The sequence below is a fragment of the Candidatus Pseudothioglobus sp. uisw_070 genome (genome assembly GCF_059512545.2).
On the sequence record NZ_CM183456.2, the window covers coordinates 756,349 to 773,450 of the forward strand.

Annotated in this window: 12 protein-coding genes; 10 read left to right on the plus strand and 2 right to left on the minus strand. The window is 38.1% G+C overall.

Annotated features, from left to right (window positions below; genetic code table 11):
* Positions 1-42 precede the first annotated feature (42 nt).
* The 5 genes from AC5YGD_RS03790 to folD all read left to right on the plus strand — a co-directional run bounded on the left by AC5YGD_RS03790 (position 43) and on the right by folD (position 8,103).
* Positions 43-2,343, plus strand: coding sequence for a DUF1989 domain-containing protein (locus AC5YGD_RS03790; protein ID WP_496142195.1), 2,301 nt, complete (start codon positions 43-45; stop codon positions 2,341-2,343).
* Positions 2,344-2,508: 165 nt separating this feature from the next.
* Positions 2,509-3,450 (plus strand): ABC transporter substrate-binding protein, encoded by a 942-nt coding sequence (locus tag AC5YGD_RS03795; protein ID WP_416653225.1) that lies wholly within the window; start codon positions 2,509-2,511, stop codon positions 3,448-3,450.
* Between the two features lie 199 nt (positions 3,451-3,649).
* Positions 3,650-4,711: a betaine/proline/choline family ABC transporter ATP-binding protein gene (locus tag AC5YGD_RS03800; protein ID WP_496142196.1), complete on the plus strand. Its 1,062-nt coding sequence runs from the start codon at positions 3,650-3,652 to the stop codon at positions 4,709-4,711.
* Positions 4,712-4,729: 18 nt separating this feature from the next.
* Positions 4,730-7,141 carry an ABC transporter permease subunit gene (locus AC5YGD_RS03805; RefSeq protein ID WP_496142197.1) on the plus strand — a complete coding sequence of 804 codons (2,412 nt, stop codon included), beginning with the start codon at positions 4,730-4,732 and terminating at the stop codon, positions 7,139-7,141.
* Between the two features lie 128 nt (positions 7,142-7,269).
* Positions 7,270-8,103, plus strand: a complete 834-nt coding sequence (folD, locus tag AC5YGD_RS03810) for a bifunctional methylenetetrahydrofolate dehydrogenase/methenyltetrahydrofolate cyclohydrolase FolD (RefSeq protein ID WP_496142198.1) — start codon at positions 7,270-7,272, stop codon at positions 8,101-8,103.
* Positions 8,104-8,109: 6 nt separating this feature from the next.
* Here folD and AC5YGD_RS03815 read toward each other — a convergent pair whose 3' ends face one another.
* Together AC5YGD_RS03815 and AC5YGD_RS03820 are read right to left on the minus strand one after the other, a co-directional pair.
* Positions 8,110-9,270, minus strand: coding sequence for an SRPBCC family protein (locus tag AC5YGD_RS03815; RefSeq protein ID WP_496142199.1), 1,161 nt, complete (start codon positions 9,268-9,270; stop codon positions 8,110-8,112).
* 97 nt (positions 9,271-9,367) lie between these two features.
* Positions 9,368-10,258, minus strand: coding sequence for a LysR substrate-binding domain-containing protein (locus AC5YGD_RS03820; protein WP_416653235.1), 891 nt, complete (start codon positions 10,256-10,258; stop codon positions 9,368-9,370).
* Between the two features lie 391 nt (positions 10,259-10,649).
* On the opposite strand from AC5YGD_RS03820, the gene AC5YGD_RS03825 reads away from it, so the two are divergent.
* Genes AC5YGD_RS03825 through AC5YGD_RS03845 form a run of 5 tightly spaced genes read left to right on the plus strand, consistent with a single transcriptional unit; the run spans position 10,650 to position 17,071 of the window.
* The gene (locus tag AC5YGD_RS03825) at positions 10,650-11,996 is read left to right on the plus strand and encodes an FAD-dependent oxidoreductase (RefSeq protein WP_496142200.1); all 1,347 of its coding nucleotides are present in this window, start codon (positions 10,650-10,652) and stop codon (positions 11,994-11,996) included.
* Positions 11,997-11,999: 3 nt separating this feature from the next.
* Positions 12,000-13,262, plus strand: coding sequence for a sarcosine oxidase subunit beta family protein (locus tag AC5YGD_RS03830; protein WP_496142202.1), 1,263 nt, complete (start codon positions 12,000-12,002; stop codon positions 13,260-13,262).
* An 11-nt stretch (positions 13,263-13,273) separates the two neighbouring features.
* Complete coding sequence (locus AC5YGD_RS03835; protein ID WP_496142203.1) at positions 13,274-13,564, plus strand: sarcosine oxidase subunit delta; 291 nt, start codon at positions 13,274-13,276, stop codon at positions 13,562-13,564.
* Complete coding sequence (locus AC5YGD_RS03840; protein ID WP_496142204.1) at positions 13,561-16,509, plus strand: sarcosine oxidase subunit alpha family protein; 2,949 nt, start codon at positions 13,561-13,563, stop codon at positions 16,507-16,509. The genes AC5YGD_RS03835 and AC5YGD_RS03840 overlap by 4 nt, the downstream gene beginning before the upstream one ends.
* Positions 16,502-17,071 carry a sarcosine oxidase subunit gamma gene (locus AC5YGD_RS03845; RefSeq protein WP_496142205.1) on the plus strand — a complete coding sequence of 190 codons (570 nt, stop codon included), beginning with the start codon at positions 16,502-16,504 and terminating at the stop codon, positions 17,069-17,071. The genes AC5YGD_RS03840 and AC5YGD_RS03845 overlap by 8 nt, the downstream gene beginning before the upstream one ends.
* The last annotated feature ends 31 nt before the right edge of the window (positions 17,072-17,102 follow it).

Below are 17,102 nucleotides of genomic sequence, written 5' to 3' on the forward strand. Positions count from 1 at the left end.
ATTCTATGTATACTCAAACTATCTGTTAAATTAGTCTACTAAATGAGAGTTTCTAATATTAAATATGATGGAGATTTTGAAACCTACCAAATTCTTGGAGGTGAGGCAATATCAATTGACTTAAAGAGTGGTGATTCAGTAGAAATAGTTGATGTAGAGGGAGATCAGCAGTGCAGTGTCTTGGCTTTTGATTCTAAAAGTTCATCTGTATTATCCTCGTTAAACTGGGTTACAAAACCCACAAATAAAACCTACAAAGTTAATTCTGATGATTGCTCAGATATGCTCAAAGTAATTCTAAAACAGAACAAGATAAAATCTAAATCTCTAACGGGTGCTGAACTTTTCTCATCCTCTAATCCTGCTGATTCTCGCCAATCTTTTGATATTAAAAATGATGCCTTATGCGTATTTGATGCTAAAGGTGGACCAATGACAGTAGATAAGCAAAACTCACCAACAGAGATTTTGATTAATGTTTCTCGATCAAACCCAACAATCCCATCTGAGCGTCTTCCAGAACCTTTAGCTAAGACCTCAAAGGAGATTAGGGTCAATCATAGTAGTGCAGTTGCCTACAAGGTAAAGACTGGAGAGTATATTCAGGTTATTGATGTTGAAGGCCAGCAGTGTTCAGATTTTCAAGCATTTTTACAGGAAGATTTAAATAACAGTTTAGAGTTGTGTCTTGACCCAACTGTGACACGGTCTCAGATGATGGCGAGTTATCCAGCTCCTGGAACCCACGATAAATTTTATAATCAAAACTCAGTGCCGCTAGTAGAAGTAATTCAAGACACTGTATGTAGGCATGACACTTTTGGCCTTGCATGCAACGCAAAATATTATGATGACAGGGGATTCCCTGGTCATATTAGTTGTACTGATAATTTTAATAAATCCCTTTCACAGCATGGAGTTTCGCCTCGAAAAAATTGGGCGGCTGTTAATCTCTTTTTTAATACGGCAATTGAAGAGTGTCATTCACTAACCTCAGATGTTTCGTGGTCTAGGCCTGGCGATTATGTATTATTTAGAGCAGTTGATGACCTTGTGTGCGTGTCTTCAGCGTGCCCAGATGACACAACCTCTTCTAATGGATGGAATCCAACGGACATACATGTTAGGATTTATGACAAATCTAATACTTTCCCATCGGCGACGGCTTTTAGGCCTGATCCACAATCAATACCGACTATGACTAAAGAAACTGGTTTTCATAAAAATACCTCTAAATTAACTAAGAACTTTGATAACTATAATGGCTATTGGCTGCCACTTGAGTACGATAATTTAGGCGCCATTAAAGAATATTGGCAGTGCCGTGAAGGCGTCGCAATGATAGACCTTGCCCCTCTTAGGAAGTTTGAAGTTTATGGCCAAGATGCTGAAGCTTTAATGCAATATGCAATTACCAAAGATGTTCGAAAACTTGCAATTGGACAAGTCGTGTATTCTGCCATGTGCTATGACAATGGCTGTATGGTTGATGATGGAACGCTATTCCGTATGGATGAAAATAACTTTCGTTGGATTGGTGGCTCTGATGATGGTGGGAAGCTGCTTCGAAAAATTGCAGATGAAAAAGGATTTGATGTCCGCGTTAAATCATCTACAGATCAGCTTCATAATGTCGCCGTTCAGGGTCCAAAGAGCCGTGAAACTCTAGAAAAAATTATTTGGACGCCAAAACTACATACAAATCTTGTTGACCTTAAGTGGTTTCGATTTACTATTGGTCGAATTGGTGGTGAGTTTGGAATACCCGTCATGGTATCAAGAACTGGATACTCCGGTGAGCTAGGTTATGAAGTGTTTGCACACCCTAATGATTGTGAAGCCGTTTGGGATGCTATTGCAGACGCAGGTAAAGAATTTGGTATATGTCCTTTAGGATTGAATGCTCTTGATATGCTAAGAATAGAGGCAGGTTTAATTTTTGCAGGTTATGAATTCTGTGATCAAACAGACCCATTTGAAGCGGGTATTGCGTTTACGGTTCCATTGAAAACAAAAGAGGAAGATTTTTCTGGTAAGGAATCATTAATTCTTCGTAAGAATTCTCCCCAGAGAGTTCTGGTTGGGTTAGAATTAGGTTCAAATGAGCTTGCACTTCATGGGGATGGGGTGTATATTGGGAAACAACAAATTGGAATAATTACAAGTGCGACTCGCTCTCCGATTTTAAAGAAGAACATTGCACTTTGTAGAATTTCAGTATCAGAGTCAGAAATTGGTAATGAAGTTGAGGTAGGAAAATTAGATGGACACCAAAAGCGTATATCAGCAAAAATTGTACGTTTTCCGTTTTATGACCCTGAAAAGACTCGAGTAAGAATGTAGTTATTTTCAGGCAAAAGAATGCTTTAGATTAGTAATTAAGTCTAAAGCTGTAAGTATGGTTTTTAAGGCAGTATTTGTTAAAAAAATCATTTTAAAGTTGAATTTTTTGAGATTTTTTTATAATTTTCTTAAATAGATTTGATTAAACAATAAAAGGAGAAATAAATGAATAAGTTTACAAGTAAGGTAGCTGCTGCTGCTTTAACGATGACTTTAGCTTCTGTATCGGGTCAAGCTCTTGCAGCTGACTCTTCGAAGCCAATTGTCATTCCAACTCATAACTGGTCAAGCCAAGTTGTTATGGCTTATGTAATCGGTGGTATTTTTGAAAGCATGGGTAACAATGTAGAATATGTTCCTGCTGACTCTCAAGCAGTTTATGAAGCGATCCGTAATGGAGACGTAACTATTTCACACGAAGTATGGCAGTCTGCATTTGGCGCATCTTTTTATAACGCAATGGAGAAAGGCGGAATTGTCGATGCAGGTAACCATGAAGCAATGACTCTTGAAGAGATGGGTGTTCCACAATGGGTTGTGGACGAAAACCTATGTCCAGGACTTCCAAACTGGGAAGCACTTAAAGACTGTAAAGATGTCTTTGTTACTGCAGACTCAGGTGGTAAAGGTCGTTGGTTAGAAGGACCACAAAGTTGGCATGGTAACCTTATGCCAGAGCGTATAGCTGCGTTAGGTCTTGGTGATGACTATATGGTTAAGTTTGCTGGTGGTGCAGATGCACTATGGGCTGATTTAGCTGCTGCTAAAAAAGAAGGCCGTGGAACAATCGTCTTTAACTGGACTCCAAACTTTACAGATGCTGATGGATTTGCATTCATTGAATTCCCTGAGTACTATGATGGTTGTAGAACAGTTGATGGTGGTGATGGTGCTTGTGGATCTCCTAAAGGTTGGTTGAAAAAAGCAGCTAACTATAAGTTCCCTAAGACACATCCAGCTGCTTATACAGCTTTCACAAAGATGTCTTTCTCAACAACTCATATTGGTCAAATGGCCGCACTTGTTGATGTTGATGGCATGAGCCATCAAGATGCTGCATCTGCATGGCTTGCTGCTAATCAGGATGTTGTTTCAGCATTTAAATAAGGCTTCTATAGCTTAGACTTCTTAATTTTTTAAGGAGTTTGTTAATGTTTTAAATATCTCCCCTGGGCTTTCTCAGCTAGGGGAGATTTATTATGCCCTTGAAAAACTTTAGATAGAATTACCCACTAATAACTTTCAGACAGAAGATATTTTTTGTATACTACAGTTATAAGATTTAAATCAATTTTGGAATTTTTATATGACACCTAAAGGAACTACCATTCAAAGCAAACAACCTGTCATCAAGTGTGACTCGGTCTATAAAATTTTCGGTGATAATGCAAAAAAATTATTGCAAGAAGCCAACGGTAAGGTTGATGCTCAAGAATTCCAGGATGCTGGCTGCGTAGTTGGTGTGAATAGTGCTTCATTTGAAGTGTATGAAGGTGAGATGCTGGTTGTAATGGGTCTTTCAGGCTCAGGTAAATCAACCCTACTAAGATGTATATCCAGACTCACTGATACAACAGCAGGAAAGATATATATTGATGGAGAGGATCTTCTTGCACTTAATTCTAAAGAGCTTATCGAACTTAGAAGAAATAAAATGGGAATGGTGTTTCAAAGCTTTGCACTGCTGCCCCATAAAACCGTACTAGAAAACATTGCATTTCCTCTACAGGTTAAAGGAAGTAGTACTAATGATAGTATGAAAAGAGCAATGGAAATGGTCGATCTTGTTGGCCTTACTGGCCGTGAAAATTACTTTCCTAGAGAGCTTTCAGGTGGTCAGCAACAAAGAGTTGGAATTGCTCGCTCATTAGCGGTTGAGCCAGATATTTGGTTTTTAGATGAGCCATTCTCTGCCCTGGACCCATTAATTCGAAAAGAAATGCAAGATGAATTTTTGAGATTACAAGGTGTATTAAATAAAACAATTCTATTTGTTACTCATGATTTCGATGAAGCATTAAGACTCGCTGATCGAATCGCAATTATGAAAGATGGCATTATTGAGCAGTTAGATACCCCAGCTAATATTGTTCTTAATCCAGCAACTGAGTATGTTCGTAAGTTTACTGAAGAAGTTCCTAGAGAAAAGGTTCTAAAGATTGAGTCAGTAATGGATCCTGTTGGCAGCTCTAATGAAGAGTTGAGCAAACTTCAGGTGTCTAAAGATGCAATTATTGAAACTGTTGCAGAGGCAGTGCTTAGTGAACAAAAGCCGGTAGCTGTCTTAGATGAAAATAATAATATAGTTGGCGTTTTAAATTGCTCCACTATTATTCATGTCCTTTTTGGTGATCGCTCTAAATCATAATACTTAGATAAACTGACTATGGAATTTTTAAAAAATAATCCTAAACTACTTCAATTTGGCATTGTTTTAATTGTTTTTTTTATTCTCATGTCTATGACGGGAGAATATCACGATATTATTTTGCTGCGTGATGGTTTTGCTAATAAAGTTAATTCTGGAGAAATTGATGCCGTAGTTGGTTTATCGGAGTCATTTAGAATGATTCTAAGTGGTCAGCTCCCACCCCAATTAGTAAGACTTCCAGAATTAAACTTCTTTAACCCAGTTACTGATACTTCATTAGTATTTAAACTCATAGCTCTCTTAACTATTCTTGGCTTGCTATTTAGAAACTTTCTTTTGACTACTAAAGAAACTAGAGATCTTCCAATTGTCTGGTTTAAACAAAACTGGACAAAGTTATTTGTTTATATACCTGCCGGAATTATTGTTGGCTTTCTAATCCTACCAACACTATTGAATTGGTTTTTTGGTGACATCACCACAAGTAGTTTTTGGTCAATGAACCAAATCATAAATGATTCCGCAGAATTTGTAATGTACGAATGGTGGCCGGTTGAAATTTACGATCCAGATATTGAAGATTATGACGAATCTGCAATGGTTAAGGAGATAACTAGAGGTTTTTCTCGCTCTATTCTTTTTGCTATTGAGTTTATTCGTGAGATCTTATTGGGTGGAATTAAAACAATTGTTGCCTTTACAAGCTGGGAGTGGTCTGATGCGAATGAGTGGGCAGTTTGGCCCGGACTTCCATGGACTGTTGTGTCTGCTTCAGCGATTATGATTGGCTATTTTTTAAGTGGAAGAGGTTTAGCAATATTGGCTGCTTTTTCTACCATATATATCAGTGTTTTTGGTCAGTGGGAGCCTGCCATGGAAACACTCTCATTTGTTCTAGTTGCTGCTCCAATATCTTTTATTTTGGGCCTTAGTCTTGGTGTTTGGGCCTATAAGAGTAAAACTACTGAAACAGTCTTAATGCCTCTGCTAAACGTAGCACAGACAATGCCCCATTTCTCTTACCTTGTTCCAGTCATGGTTTTCTTTGGTGTAGGCGATCATGCAGGCGCTATAGCAACTATTATATTTGCAACGCCGCCGATGATCAGGCTGACACTTCTTGGCTTAAAAAAGGTTTCTCCTGAAGTTATTGATGCGGGGATGATGAGTGGCTGTAATAACTTTCAACTGATGTCTAAAGTTTTAATTCCTTCAGCTAGAAGAGATATTCTGATTGGCGTAAACCAGGTAATTATGCAGTGCCTAGCGATGGCAGTAATTGCTTCATTTATTGGTGCAAAAGGTTTAGGCTTTAATTTACTTCTTGCACTAAATCAGCTAAAAATAGGCCAAGCTTTAGAGCTTGGTATTTGTATTGTCCTTATTGCGGTATTTTTAGATAAACTTTCTCTGGCATGGGCTAATAAGCAAACTGATTATTTTGCTGACCTACCTTTCATTGAAAGACATAAGTATGCGGTATCTTTTGCTGCCATTCTTTTCGTTGGAACTTTGTTGGCATATCTTGGAACGTTTTTGTTTAGGGACGGAATCAATTATCTTTATATGATTCCACACAACAAGGGTTACACATCTCAACTTTTTTGGCAGTCAGGTGTTGACTGGATTTGGGATACTTTTTTCTTTTCATTGCAGGGGTTTAACACTTGGTTAATTCAGGATGTCCTTATTCCAATGAAGACGGCTTACCTCTCGATGCCAGTCATAGCGACCTTTACACTCGTTATGGGCGTTGGCTATATTATTGGCGGGATCAGGTCTGCGCTGGTCGTTGGTGGTTTTTTACTGGTTATTGCTCTTTTACAATGGTGGGAGAGGGCTCTTATTACTGCCTATATGGCAAGTTTTGGCGTTATTGTATCTGGTTTAATTGGAATAACCGTTGGCTCTCTTTGTGCCAGAAACAAGATTGCAAGTAAGATTATTTTGTTGGTTTGTGATACCTTTCAAACCTTTCCTTCGTTTATCTACTTGATACCAGTTATTATGCTTTTTGGTGTTACAGATACTTCTGTACTAATTGCTGTAATTGTTTATGCGACTATTCCAGCAACTCGATACACAGTAGAGGGCCTCACAAGCGTTCCTCAAGCACTTCAAGATGCTGGCTCAATGTCTGGCGTTAATCGGATGCAGAGATGGCTTAAAATAGAAATGCCTCTTGCATTACCTCACATCATGTTAGGTCTTAATCAAACCGTTGTTTTTGCCCTATTTATGGTCATCATTGGTGCAATGATTGGAACTGATGATTTAGGACAATTTATATTGAAAGCTTTATCTGACAAACAGGGTATCGGTAATGGCTTGTTGCTAGGCTTATGTGTTGCTTTTATTGGACTTGCTGTCGATCATCTTATTCAAACATGGGCAACACAAAGAAGAAAATTACTGGGCATAGATTAAAACTAATCTAAGGTGATTTAAAGACTCTTTTTTAAAATTCAAACCTAATTGAAATTAATTACTAATTTAAATGTTGTTTGTCACGATAATAGCAATTTTGTATTTATAAAATCTGGAGAGTTGTTAAGATGAAGATTATAGATGGCAGAGTTCTTGCTGAAAATCTTAGAAAAAATATTGCTAACGAAGTAAAGCAGTATTCTAGGCCTCCTGGCCTAGCAGTCATTTTAGTTGGTGATGACGAAGCCTCTAAGGTCTATGTAAGAAATAAATCTAAAGCTTGCGTCCAGGTTGGGTTTTATTCAGACCAAATTCATAAATCATCAAATATTACTCAAGAGGAGTTATTATCTGAAGTTAAAAGGCTGAATGAAAATAATAATATTGATGGCATCTTGGTTCAGCTTCCTTTGCCGGCTCACATTGATGCAAATGTAATAATTGAGTCGATCATTCCTGAAAAAGATGTTGATGGCTTTAGTAGTGAAAATATTGGTAAGTTAAGTTTAAAAAAACCGTTCATTAGTCCTTGCACTCCAAGAGGTGTTATGAAAATGTTAGCCTCTATCAAGTGTGACTTAAGGGGTAAGGATTGCGTAATCATTGGCGCTTCAAATATTGTTGGAAGGCCAATGGCAATGGAGCTTCTTAATGCTGGTGCTACAGTTCAAGTTTGCCACAAGGAGACAAAAGATATTAAGCTTAAAACTAAGTCAGCAGATGTTATTGTTGCCGCTGCTGGAGTTGCAAACTTAGTTAATGCTGACTGGATAAAAGAAGGCGCCGTTATTATCGATGTTGGTATTAATAGACTTGAAGATGGATCTCTGACGGGTGATGTGGATTATGAAGCCGTCAAAGGAATGGCCTCTGCTATCTCTCCTGTTCCTGGAGGTGTTGGCCCAATGACTATTGCAGTGTTGCTTGAGAATACTTTAACAGCCTACAAAGCAAGGTTATAAATTAGCTTACTGTTTTTCCCTAAAGTCTTTTAAAAGTTTAGCTACCCACTGATGAAAGCAATGAGTAGCGCTGTCCATTACTGGTGAGAATTTACCGCCATCAAACATTAATCCACTTCTTCCGCGCTGCATTCCTTCTACAACTCCAACATCCTCTTTAAATACAGTTTTCCAAAATGAGGCATTAGAGTCTATAAGTTTTTTTAGTTCTGGCATTTCAGAAGGATTTTTTGCATAATATAGTGAGACATGCTCAATTGTTTCATTAGTGGAGACGGGCTCAATAATTATTGAGTAGAAGTGATCTCTATGGATTCCCAAAAGTACGTTTGGGTACAATGCTATGTATTCACTTTTCGTATCCCACTCATCTGACAAATTTTCAAAATCTGGAAATACGTTGCCATCATCACTTTTCATTTGGTTATAGACATGAGAGCCTTGCCCAGAGAAATGACCCATCTCCTCAATATGATAGTGATCTTCTATACTTGAAGTAACATTAAGCTCAGGGTGGACCCAAGGAAGATGGTAGCTTTCACAATAGTTTTCAACTGCTAGCTTCCAGTTAGTATTCAGATTAAGTTTGAATGAAGAGCTCTCACCTCCATGATGAAGGGGTTTTTCAAACTCAGACCATCTCTCAATTGCTTTTGAGGCGTATTCATTAAACTTCTTTGCAGAATTAGAAATATTCACAAAGATAACGTCTTGCCAGACTGCAGATCGAATTTTAAAGAGACCAAGCTCTTCATTTTTAATAGACTCATGAGTATCTATATCCGTTCCTCCAGCCATGGGTGTTGCACATAAATCACCATCAAGATTGTAACACCAGCTATGATATGGACAGCTTATCACTCCTTTTATGTTTGTTGGTTTATCAACTAAAATCATTCCTCTATGGCGACAAGTATTTTGAAATACATTAATATCTCCATTTGAGTTGCGAACCAACATCAAAGGCATTCCAACAAAGTTCAGTGGCTTTATATCGCCTGGATTTGGTATATCACTGCCAGTGCCAATTGCTGACCAATTGTCAAACAAAATTGCTTTTTTTTCCTCATCAAAAACAGCATTACTGACATAGTGCTCGTTAGGAAGTCCTTTAGCTTTATCAGTTGATGTTAGAACAGAGTCTAAGTTACTAAGTGGAATAGACATGAAGAGGAAGTTGAAGTAAAAACGCTATGATACTATCAGCCTAAAGTAATTATTCTTAATAAAATTACTCTAAAAAATTGAATATATTTCAATTAATTTATGATTTTGAAATTAGAAAATCTCTAAGAATTTTAACATTTTCAGGGAGTAAATCTTCTTTTTCACTCATAATGTAAATCGCCGACGGAGCTGGTATTGATGTGTCGCCCAGAACAACAAGCTCTCCACTATCAATTTTAGGTTTACACAGACGCTTCCAGCCTAAGACTATTCCCATTCCATCAGAAGCAGCTTGAAGGGCAATCATATAATTATTAACATGAGTTCCTGGTGAGATTTTTCCTTTGTATCCAAGAGCATTAAACCAAGAGAACCAATTTGACCAATTTTTATCTTTTGCTCTGAGATGAATGAGAGGCGCTTGCGCTAAATCTTCAACAGTAATATTTGGGTATTCTTTGGCAAAACTAGGGCTACATACTGGAACAAGTTCATCTTGAAAAAGGGTGTGCTTTTGGTTTGACTCATTCTCAACAAAGCCGTAGCAAATTTTTAAATCAACAGCAATCCCTTGAGAATCAGGATTATCAGTTACATGTTGATTAACAGGTATTTCTGGGTGTTGTTTCCAAAACTCTGCTAAATGAGGCGGTAGCCAAAGAAAAGAAATGGCTGTAGTAGCGCTAATAATTACCTCTTTATCTGTAGCAGAGCGCCTAAGATTTGCAAGTGTTGAAGAAATTGCTGTAAAGCTACTTTGAAGAACGGCAAATAAAGATTCTCCATGATCGGTTAAATTATTACCGTGGTGTTTCCTATCGAATAACGAAAGACCAAGTTCGGTTTCTAAAAACTTAATTTGGTGGCTAACTGCACCTGGAGTAACTCCAAGTTCTTCAGCAGCACCCTTAAAACTTCTATGACGAGCAGCAGTCTCAAAGGTTGCAAGAGAGGTTAGTGGCGGTAATTTATAGTATCTACGAGACATAGTTGTTTCCTAAATGTTGAATCCAAGTATACTTTCTTTTTGTATATGCAGCCTTCATAATAGACCTTTTTTAACTATATTAGAGCAAATATTCATAATTAAATATAACTGATACTTATTAATACATGTTTTTTCAAGCTCTATTTAGCGCCTTATATTGCATAATTAACTAAATATATTTAAAATATTATTGATTTATGGCACATTAACAAAACTTAAATAAAGTATATTATTATTTTTTGTATAACTATAGAATTATTTTCACTTTAGTTTGAATTTTTTAACTACTTAGTGCTTTCAATTTAAAGATAATAATGATAACTAAAAAACTAGATTTTATTTAAATTTAAGCTTTCATTTCTATAAACAAAAAAATACAAGGAGTTTTAGTATGTCTTTACCAAGTCAAGCCGAATATGTTATTGCTGGTGCAGGAATTCATGGATTATCAACTGCATGGAGATTAGCTGAGCGACTCACTGCAAATGGAGAGGGTGTTAATGGTCGTATTGTCATAATTGATAAGGCAAATAGAATTGCAGCCGGAGCAACTGGAATTGCTTGCGGTGTTGTTCGTAATAATTATTTTCAACCTGCTATGAGAAAATTGATGGCCCATTCAGTTAGTATCTGGGAAAGTGATCCAGATGCTTTTAGTTATCATCCAAACGGATATATGCAAATTTCATGCGAAAAAATGCGTGAGGATGTTAAACAAATCCATGCTGAACAAGCTGCAATTGGCTATGAAAGTGTTTTTATTGAGGGTGAGGAAGAGTCGCGTGATTACATGCTAAACATGTTTGATGATTGGCAAGCTCAAGGAATTACTTCAGTTCTTCATGAAAAGCCAGGTGGCTATGCAAATAATGTTAAAGCGATGGAAGGTCTTTCTAAAAAAGTATTGGATTTAGGTGTTACTGTAGTTCTTGAAACTGAGATAACAGGTTTTGTTTCTGAGGGAAATGGCCAAAGAGTTACTGCGGTTGAGACAGATAAAGGAGCAATTGCATGTGACAACCTAATTATAGGAGCGGGTCCTTGGGTTCGTGATTTTTGGCGTATGTTAGGCCTTCCTTCTCAAATTGAATTAAAGGATCTTGAAGGTGAGGTTCATCAAGATATTGATATGTGGCGTTTTTGGCAACTGGAAGAGGGTGTCTTAGAAATTGATCCTGAAACTTTAGTAACCAATGATGGTAAGATTCCACCAGTGCTTCATATTGATACTGATGCGCCTTTGTATTCTACTGTAGATGGCTCTCTTATTACGGATGAGCTATGGGGAATATATTATAAGCCTGATTGGAGCTTTGGTGGCATCCAGGGAGGGGCTTCACCTTATACAGTTGATACACCTGTTAATGAAGTTGCTATCGATCCATATGGCCCTGAAAGTAAAGAGTTTACAGCAAGTAAAGATTTCCCTGAAATGTGGGTTTCTGCTCTTGCGCATTGTCATAAACGATTTGAAGGTATGATGCCTCATTATCATAAAGAGGCATCAGGCGGAATTGGTTGCTTTACTCCAGATAGTTTCCCTGTAATTGATACTTACAATGAAAATGTAACAATAATTGCAGATAGTAATCATGGATATAAAATGCTAGGTGTTGGCTGTTTAGTTGCTGAAGAGTTATTAGGTGAAAAGCAAGAGCTTCTAGAACCATTTAGGTTTAGCCGCTTTCAAGCAGGCAAGTTACACCCAGTTTCCAATAGTCCTTATCCTTGGAGCTAAAAAGTGAGTAAAAAACGCTTTTCTGGCTTTAAGGTTCTCAAAGAGGCGCTAACTGGTCATAAAGGCTGGGAGCCAACTTGGCGTGATGCTGAGCCAAAAGCTGATGGCTATGATGTTGTGATTGTTGGTGGAGGCGGTCATGGTTTAGCGACTGCTTATTATTTAGCAAAAAATCATGGTATTACCAATGTTGCTGTTGTTGAAAAAGGCTGGATAGGCGGCGGTAATGTGGGAAGAAATACAACCATTATTAGATCAAATTATTTACTGCCTGGAAATGAGCCTTTTTATGAATTTTCACTGAAGCTTTGGGAGAATCTTGAGCAAGATTTAAACTATAACGCAATGGTTTCTCAGCGCGGTATTATGAATTTAATCCATTCTGATGCTCAGCGTGATGCATTTATTCGAAGAGGTAACGGCATGTTATTTGCTGATGCGGGCTGTGAATTTATAGAAGCAAAAGAAGTAAAAGAAAGGTATCCATTTTTAGATATGGATAACCCAAGATTCCCAATTAAAGCTGCTTTAGCTCAGCCTCGTGGAGGCACTGTTCGTCATGATGCTGTCGCTTGGGGATACGCAAGAGGCGCTAGTGATCTTGGAGTGGATATTATTCAAAACTGTGAGGTTACAGGCTTTAACATTGAAAATGGTAAATGTTTAGGCGTTCAAACAACTAAAGGTGAAATTAAAGCTGGAAGAGTTGGAGTTTGCGTTGCAGGCTCATCTGGAAGAGTAATGGCTAAAGCAGGAATTAAACTACCCATTGAAAGCCATGTTCTTCAAGCTTTTGTAACTGAAGGCCTTAAGCCAGTAATAGATAATGTAATTACTTTTGGTGCTGGACACTTTTACTGTTCTCAGTCTGACAAAGGTGGTCTTGTTTTTGGTGGTGATATTGATGGCTATAACACTTATGCTCAACGTGGAAACCTGCCTGTTGTTGAAGATGTTTGCTCTGGCGGCATGGCTATAATGCCGATGATTGGCCGAGCTAGATTGCTTAGAATGTGGGGAGGGGTTATGGACATGTCAATGGACGGCTCACCATTTATAGATAGCACTGAAATTGATGAATTATTTTTTAATGGCGGTTGGTGTTATGGTGGTTTTAAAGCAACACCTGCTAGTGGTTACTGTTATGCCCACTTACTTGCTACAAACTCATCGCACGAGGTAGCAACGGCATATAAGCTTGATCGATTTAGACGCGGCGCAATGATAGATGAGAAAGGTGTTGGCGCTCAACCAAATCTGCATTAGGAGGACATAATATGATAATAAATCATCCATTACTTGGCCCTCGTGATTCTGAAGAATTTGTTTACCTAGGTTCAGCTGATCTTATAAAACGTCCCACTAATTGGGAGGAAGATGCTTCTGCTGAAGACTTTTACCAATACCAATACATTAGAGAAAATATTGCTGGCGATCATCGTGAGCTTTGGTACCACGAGCAGGGCGATCAGTCTTGGTTGGTTGTTACTAGAAATACTTTATCACATGAAATTCTTAAGGTTGAGTTAGCTCAAGATGTTTCAAGAGGCATAGGTAGAGGAAAATGAGACAAATTAATCGAATAAAAGACGGCTTAGTAAATCAAAAAAAATCTATAAGCTTTACTTTTAATGGCCATATATTAACTGGTTACGAAGGTGATACGCTTGCATCAGCTTTACTCGCAAATAATAAAAAATTAGTTGGGCGCTCTTTTAAGTACCATCGTCCTCGCGGAATAGTTACTGCCGGCTCTGAGGAGCCAAACGCAATCATGGAGATTGGAAATGGTGCCTATAAAGATCCAAATACTAGAGCAACTATTACAGAGTTATATGACGGATTAGAAGCAAATAGTCAAAACCATAAAGGCCCATTAGGCTTTGATCTTATGGCTATTATAGATTTTTTATCTCCGCTTGTTGGTGCTGGCTTTTATTATAAAACTTTTATGTGGCCTAAAGCTTTTTGGGAAAAGTTTTATGAGCCTGCAATTCGAAATGCTGCTGGACTAGGAACTCTCTCGACTGAGCCTGATCCAGATACTTATGATAAAGGTTTTCGTTATTGTGATATTCTAATTATTGGTGCTGGCGCAACTGGTTTATCAGCTGCAATTACGGCTGCTAGCTCTGGAGCAAAAGTTATACTTGCAGATGAAGATTTTTTAATGGGTGGAAGGCTAAATACTGAGTCCATAAAAATTAATGGTATGTCTGGAAGTAAGTGGGCAAAAGATACAGTTGCTGCATTGAGCGCAATGGAAAACGTTACATTGATGTCTGACACGACTATTTTTGGTGTTTATGATCATGGCATTTATGGCGCAATCGAAAATAGATCTTCAGAGGCTAGGGAAGATAAAGATAAGCCTCGTCAGGTGAATTGGAGAATCTATGCAAAACGCTCAATTCTTTGTGCTGGTGCAATTGAAAGATCAATAGCTTTTGGTAATAATGATCGTCCTGGCATAATGCTTGCAAGTGCCGTTAGATCTTATGCAAATAGATTTGCAGTTACAACAGGTGATAAAGTTTCAGTCTATACAAATAATGATGATGGCTGGAATACTGCGAGAGACTTAGTTTTAAAAAATGTTAGAGTTGTCGCTGTAATTGATTCGCGTTCGATTAGTCCTGTATTAAGAGTACCTGGCGCTGAAATTTTTATGGGTACAGACGTTGTTGACACTAAGGGGCGAAGAGCACTTAAATCAATAAAGCTTTCTAATGGAAAAATAATTAATACGGATTGCCTAGCTGTCTCGGGTGGATGGAATCCAAACTTACATTTAACATGTCATCACCGAGGGATTCCAAAGTGGAATGATGAGATTGCTTCTTTTATTCCAGATGAGTCAAATCCTCCTGGTATGTCAGTTGCGGGAAGAGCTAAAGGAACAATGGTTTTGTCTGATGCAATTGTTGAAGGCCATAATGAGGGTTCTTCTGTTGCTTCAGATCTAGGCTATAAAGTTAAAGAATCAGATCCAGCTCAAACTCCTAAAGTTTTATATAGCGTAACTGCAAACTGGGGCGTCCCAAGTGGAAAAAATCGTGCTTGGGTTGATCTTCAAAATGACGTCACTGCAAAAGATATTAAGCTTGCAAACCAAGAGGGATTTAAATCAGTTGAGCATGTTAAGCGCTATACAACCTTAGGTATGGCTACTGACCAAGGTAAAACTGCTAACGTTCTTGGAATTGGTATTATGGCTGACAATATGGGCCAAACCATAGAACAGACTGGAACTACAATATTTAGGCCTCCATATTCTCCAGTAGCAATTGGAGCATTTGCTGGAAGAAGGCGTGGAATGGAATTTTATCCAACGCGTTATACTCCAAGCCATAAATGGTCTGTTGAGCAAAATGCAATTTTTGTAGAGGTTGGAATGTGGTATCGCTCTCAATGGTTTCCACTTCCAGGCGAGACTCATTGGCGTGAATCTGTTGACCGTGAGGTAAAACAAACAAGAGTATCAGTTGGTATTTGTGATGTAACAACTCTCGGTAAGATCGATATTAAAGGTGCTGACGTTTCAGAGTTCCTTAACAAAGTCTATGTAAATGCTTTTGCAAAAGTGCCAGTGGGTAAAACTCGTTATGGCCTAATGCTTCGTGAAGATGGCATGGTAATGGATGATGGAACAACTGCGAGGCTTTCTGAAAATCATTTTGTAATGACCACAACCACTGCAAATGCTGTTAACGTTTATCGTCATTTACAGTTTTGTCATCAATGCTTATGGCCTGATCTAGATGTTCATATGATTTCAGTTACGGAGCAGTTTGCACAGTATGCAGTTGCTGGTCCAAACTCGCGAAAGTTACTTCAAAAAGTTGTAGATTCTGATTGTGATATTTCAAATGAAGCATTCCCATACATGGGTGCTGGTGAGATTACAGTTTGCGGCGGAATACCTGCAAGGCTGTTTAGAATATCATTTTCAGGTGAATTGGCGTATGAAATTGCTGTTCAAACTCGTTATGGCGACTCACTCATGAGAGTCCTAATGGCGGCAGGTGAAGAATTTAATGTTGTGCCTTATGGAACCGAAGCCCTAGGCGTAATGCGAATTGAAAAAGGTCACGCTGCTGGTCCAGAGCTTAATGGTCAAACTAGCGCTTATGACTTAGGAATGGGTGGGATGATTTCTGGCAAGAAAGACTTTATAGGTTACAAGCTTGGATTGCGTGAAGACCTTCTTCGTGACGATCGCATGCAGATGGTTGGTTTTAAGCCAGTAAATACTCAAGATCTTCTTCAGGCTGGCTCACACCTCCTTAATTTAAGAGATAAGCCATCGACTGAAACAGATCAAGGTTGGATTTCATCTTGTATTTATTCACCAATATTAGGTCACTATATTGGTATTGGTTTTATTAAGAGCGGACACAGCCGTAAAGGCGAATTTGTTCGAGCAGTTGACTTAGTGAGAGGCAATGATATTGAAGTTGAGATATGCAGCCCTCACTTTGTTGATCCAGAAGGAGAGCGTTTACGTGTCTGATTATGAATTAGTAGTAGAATCCGCACTTGATGCTGCTGAGCATCTGTTTGAGGGAGTAACTGTCTCAGAAGTTGTTGGTAAGTCATTAGTTATGGTTGCATTACCAAGGTTCAAATTTAAAGAGATTGAGTCATCAATGACAAAGTCTTGTGGCCTATCGCTTCCTGAAATGGAACAATCAACTCAATCTAAAGACTCATCCATAACGCTTTGGCGTTTACAGAAAAACCAAGTTCTAGCTTATTTTTCTTATGAAGGAAATGATGCGGAAGCAAATATTGCAAACAGATTAAATGCTCCTGCCTACTATACTGATCAATCTGATACTTGGGCGATGATTAGGGTTAATGGTCCAAGAAGCAGAGATGTTTTGGAACGAATTTGTCCAATCGATCTAAGTAAAAATGTATTTTCTGTTGGTAATGTCTCTAGAACTATTATGGAGCATATTGGAACGATAATTTATAGAGATAAAGAAGACTCCTATGTCCTTCTAACGATGCGATCTTTCGGAGTCTCAATGCTGCATGCTATAGAAGTATCAGCGAAGAATGTTTTGTAATTAAATTTAGTTTCATTAGTAGTTTCAGAAA

Bases quoted from the DNA above. Each gene is read 5' to 3' on its own strand.
- AC5YGD_RS03790 (WP_496142195.1), top strand. From the start codon at position 43: ATGAGAGTTTCTAATATTAAATATGATGGAGATTTTGAAACCTACCAA.
- AC5YGD_RS03795 (WP_416653225.1), top strand. From the start codon at position 2,509: ATGAATAAGTTTACAAGTAAGGTAGCTGCTGCTGCTTTAACGATGACT.
- AC5YGD_RS03800 (WP_496142196.1), top strand. From the start codon at position 3,650: ATGACACCTAAAGGAACTACCATTCAAAGCAAACAACCTGTCATCAAG.
- AC5YGD_RS03805 (WP_496142197.1), top strand. From the start codon at position 4,730: ATGGAATTTTTAAAAAATAATCCTAAACTACTTCAATTTGGCATTGTT.
- folD (WP_496142198.1), top strand. From the start codon at position 7,270: ATGAAGATTATAGATGGCAGAGTTCTTGCTGAAAATCTTAGAAAAAAT.
- AC5YGD_RS03815 (WP_496142199.1), bottom strand. From the start codon at position 9,270: ATGTCTATTCCACTTAGTAACTTAGACTCTGTTCTAACATCAACTGAT.
- AC5YGD_RS03820 (WP_416653235.1), bottom strand. From the start codon at position 10,258: ATGTCTCGTAGATACTATAAATTACCGCCACTAACCTCTCTTGCAACC.
- AC5YGD_RS03825 (WP_496142200.1), top strand. From the start codon at position 10,650: ATGTCTTTACCAAGTCAAGCCGAATATGTTATTGCTGGTGCAGGAATT.
- AC5YGD_RS03835 (WP_496142203.1), top strand. From the start codon at position 13,274: ATGATAATAAATCATCCATTACTTGGCCCTCGTGATTCTGAAGAATTT.
- AC5YGD_RS03840 (WP_496142204.1), top strand. From the start codon at position 13,561: ATGAGACAAATTAATCGAATAAAAGACGGCTTAGTAAATCAAAAAAAA.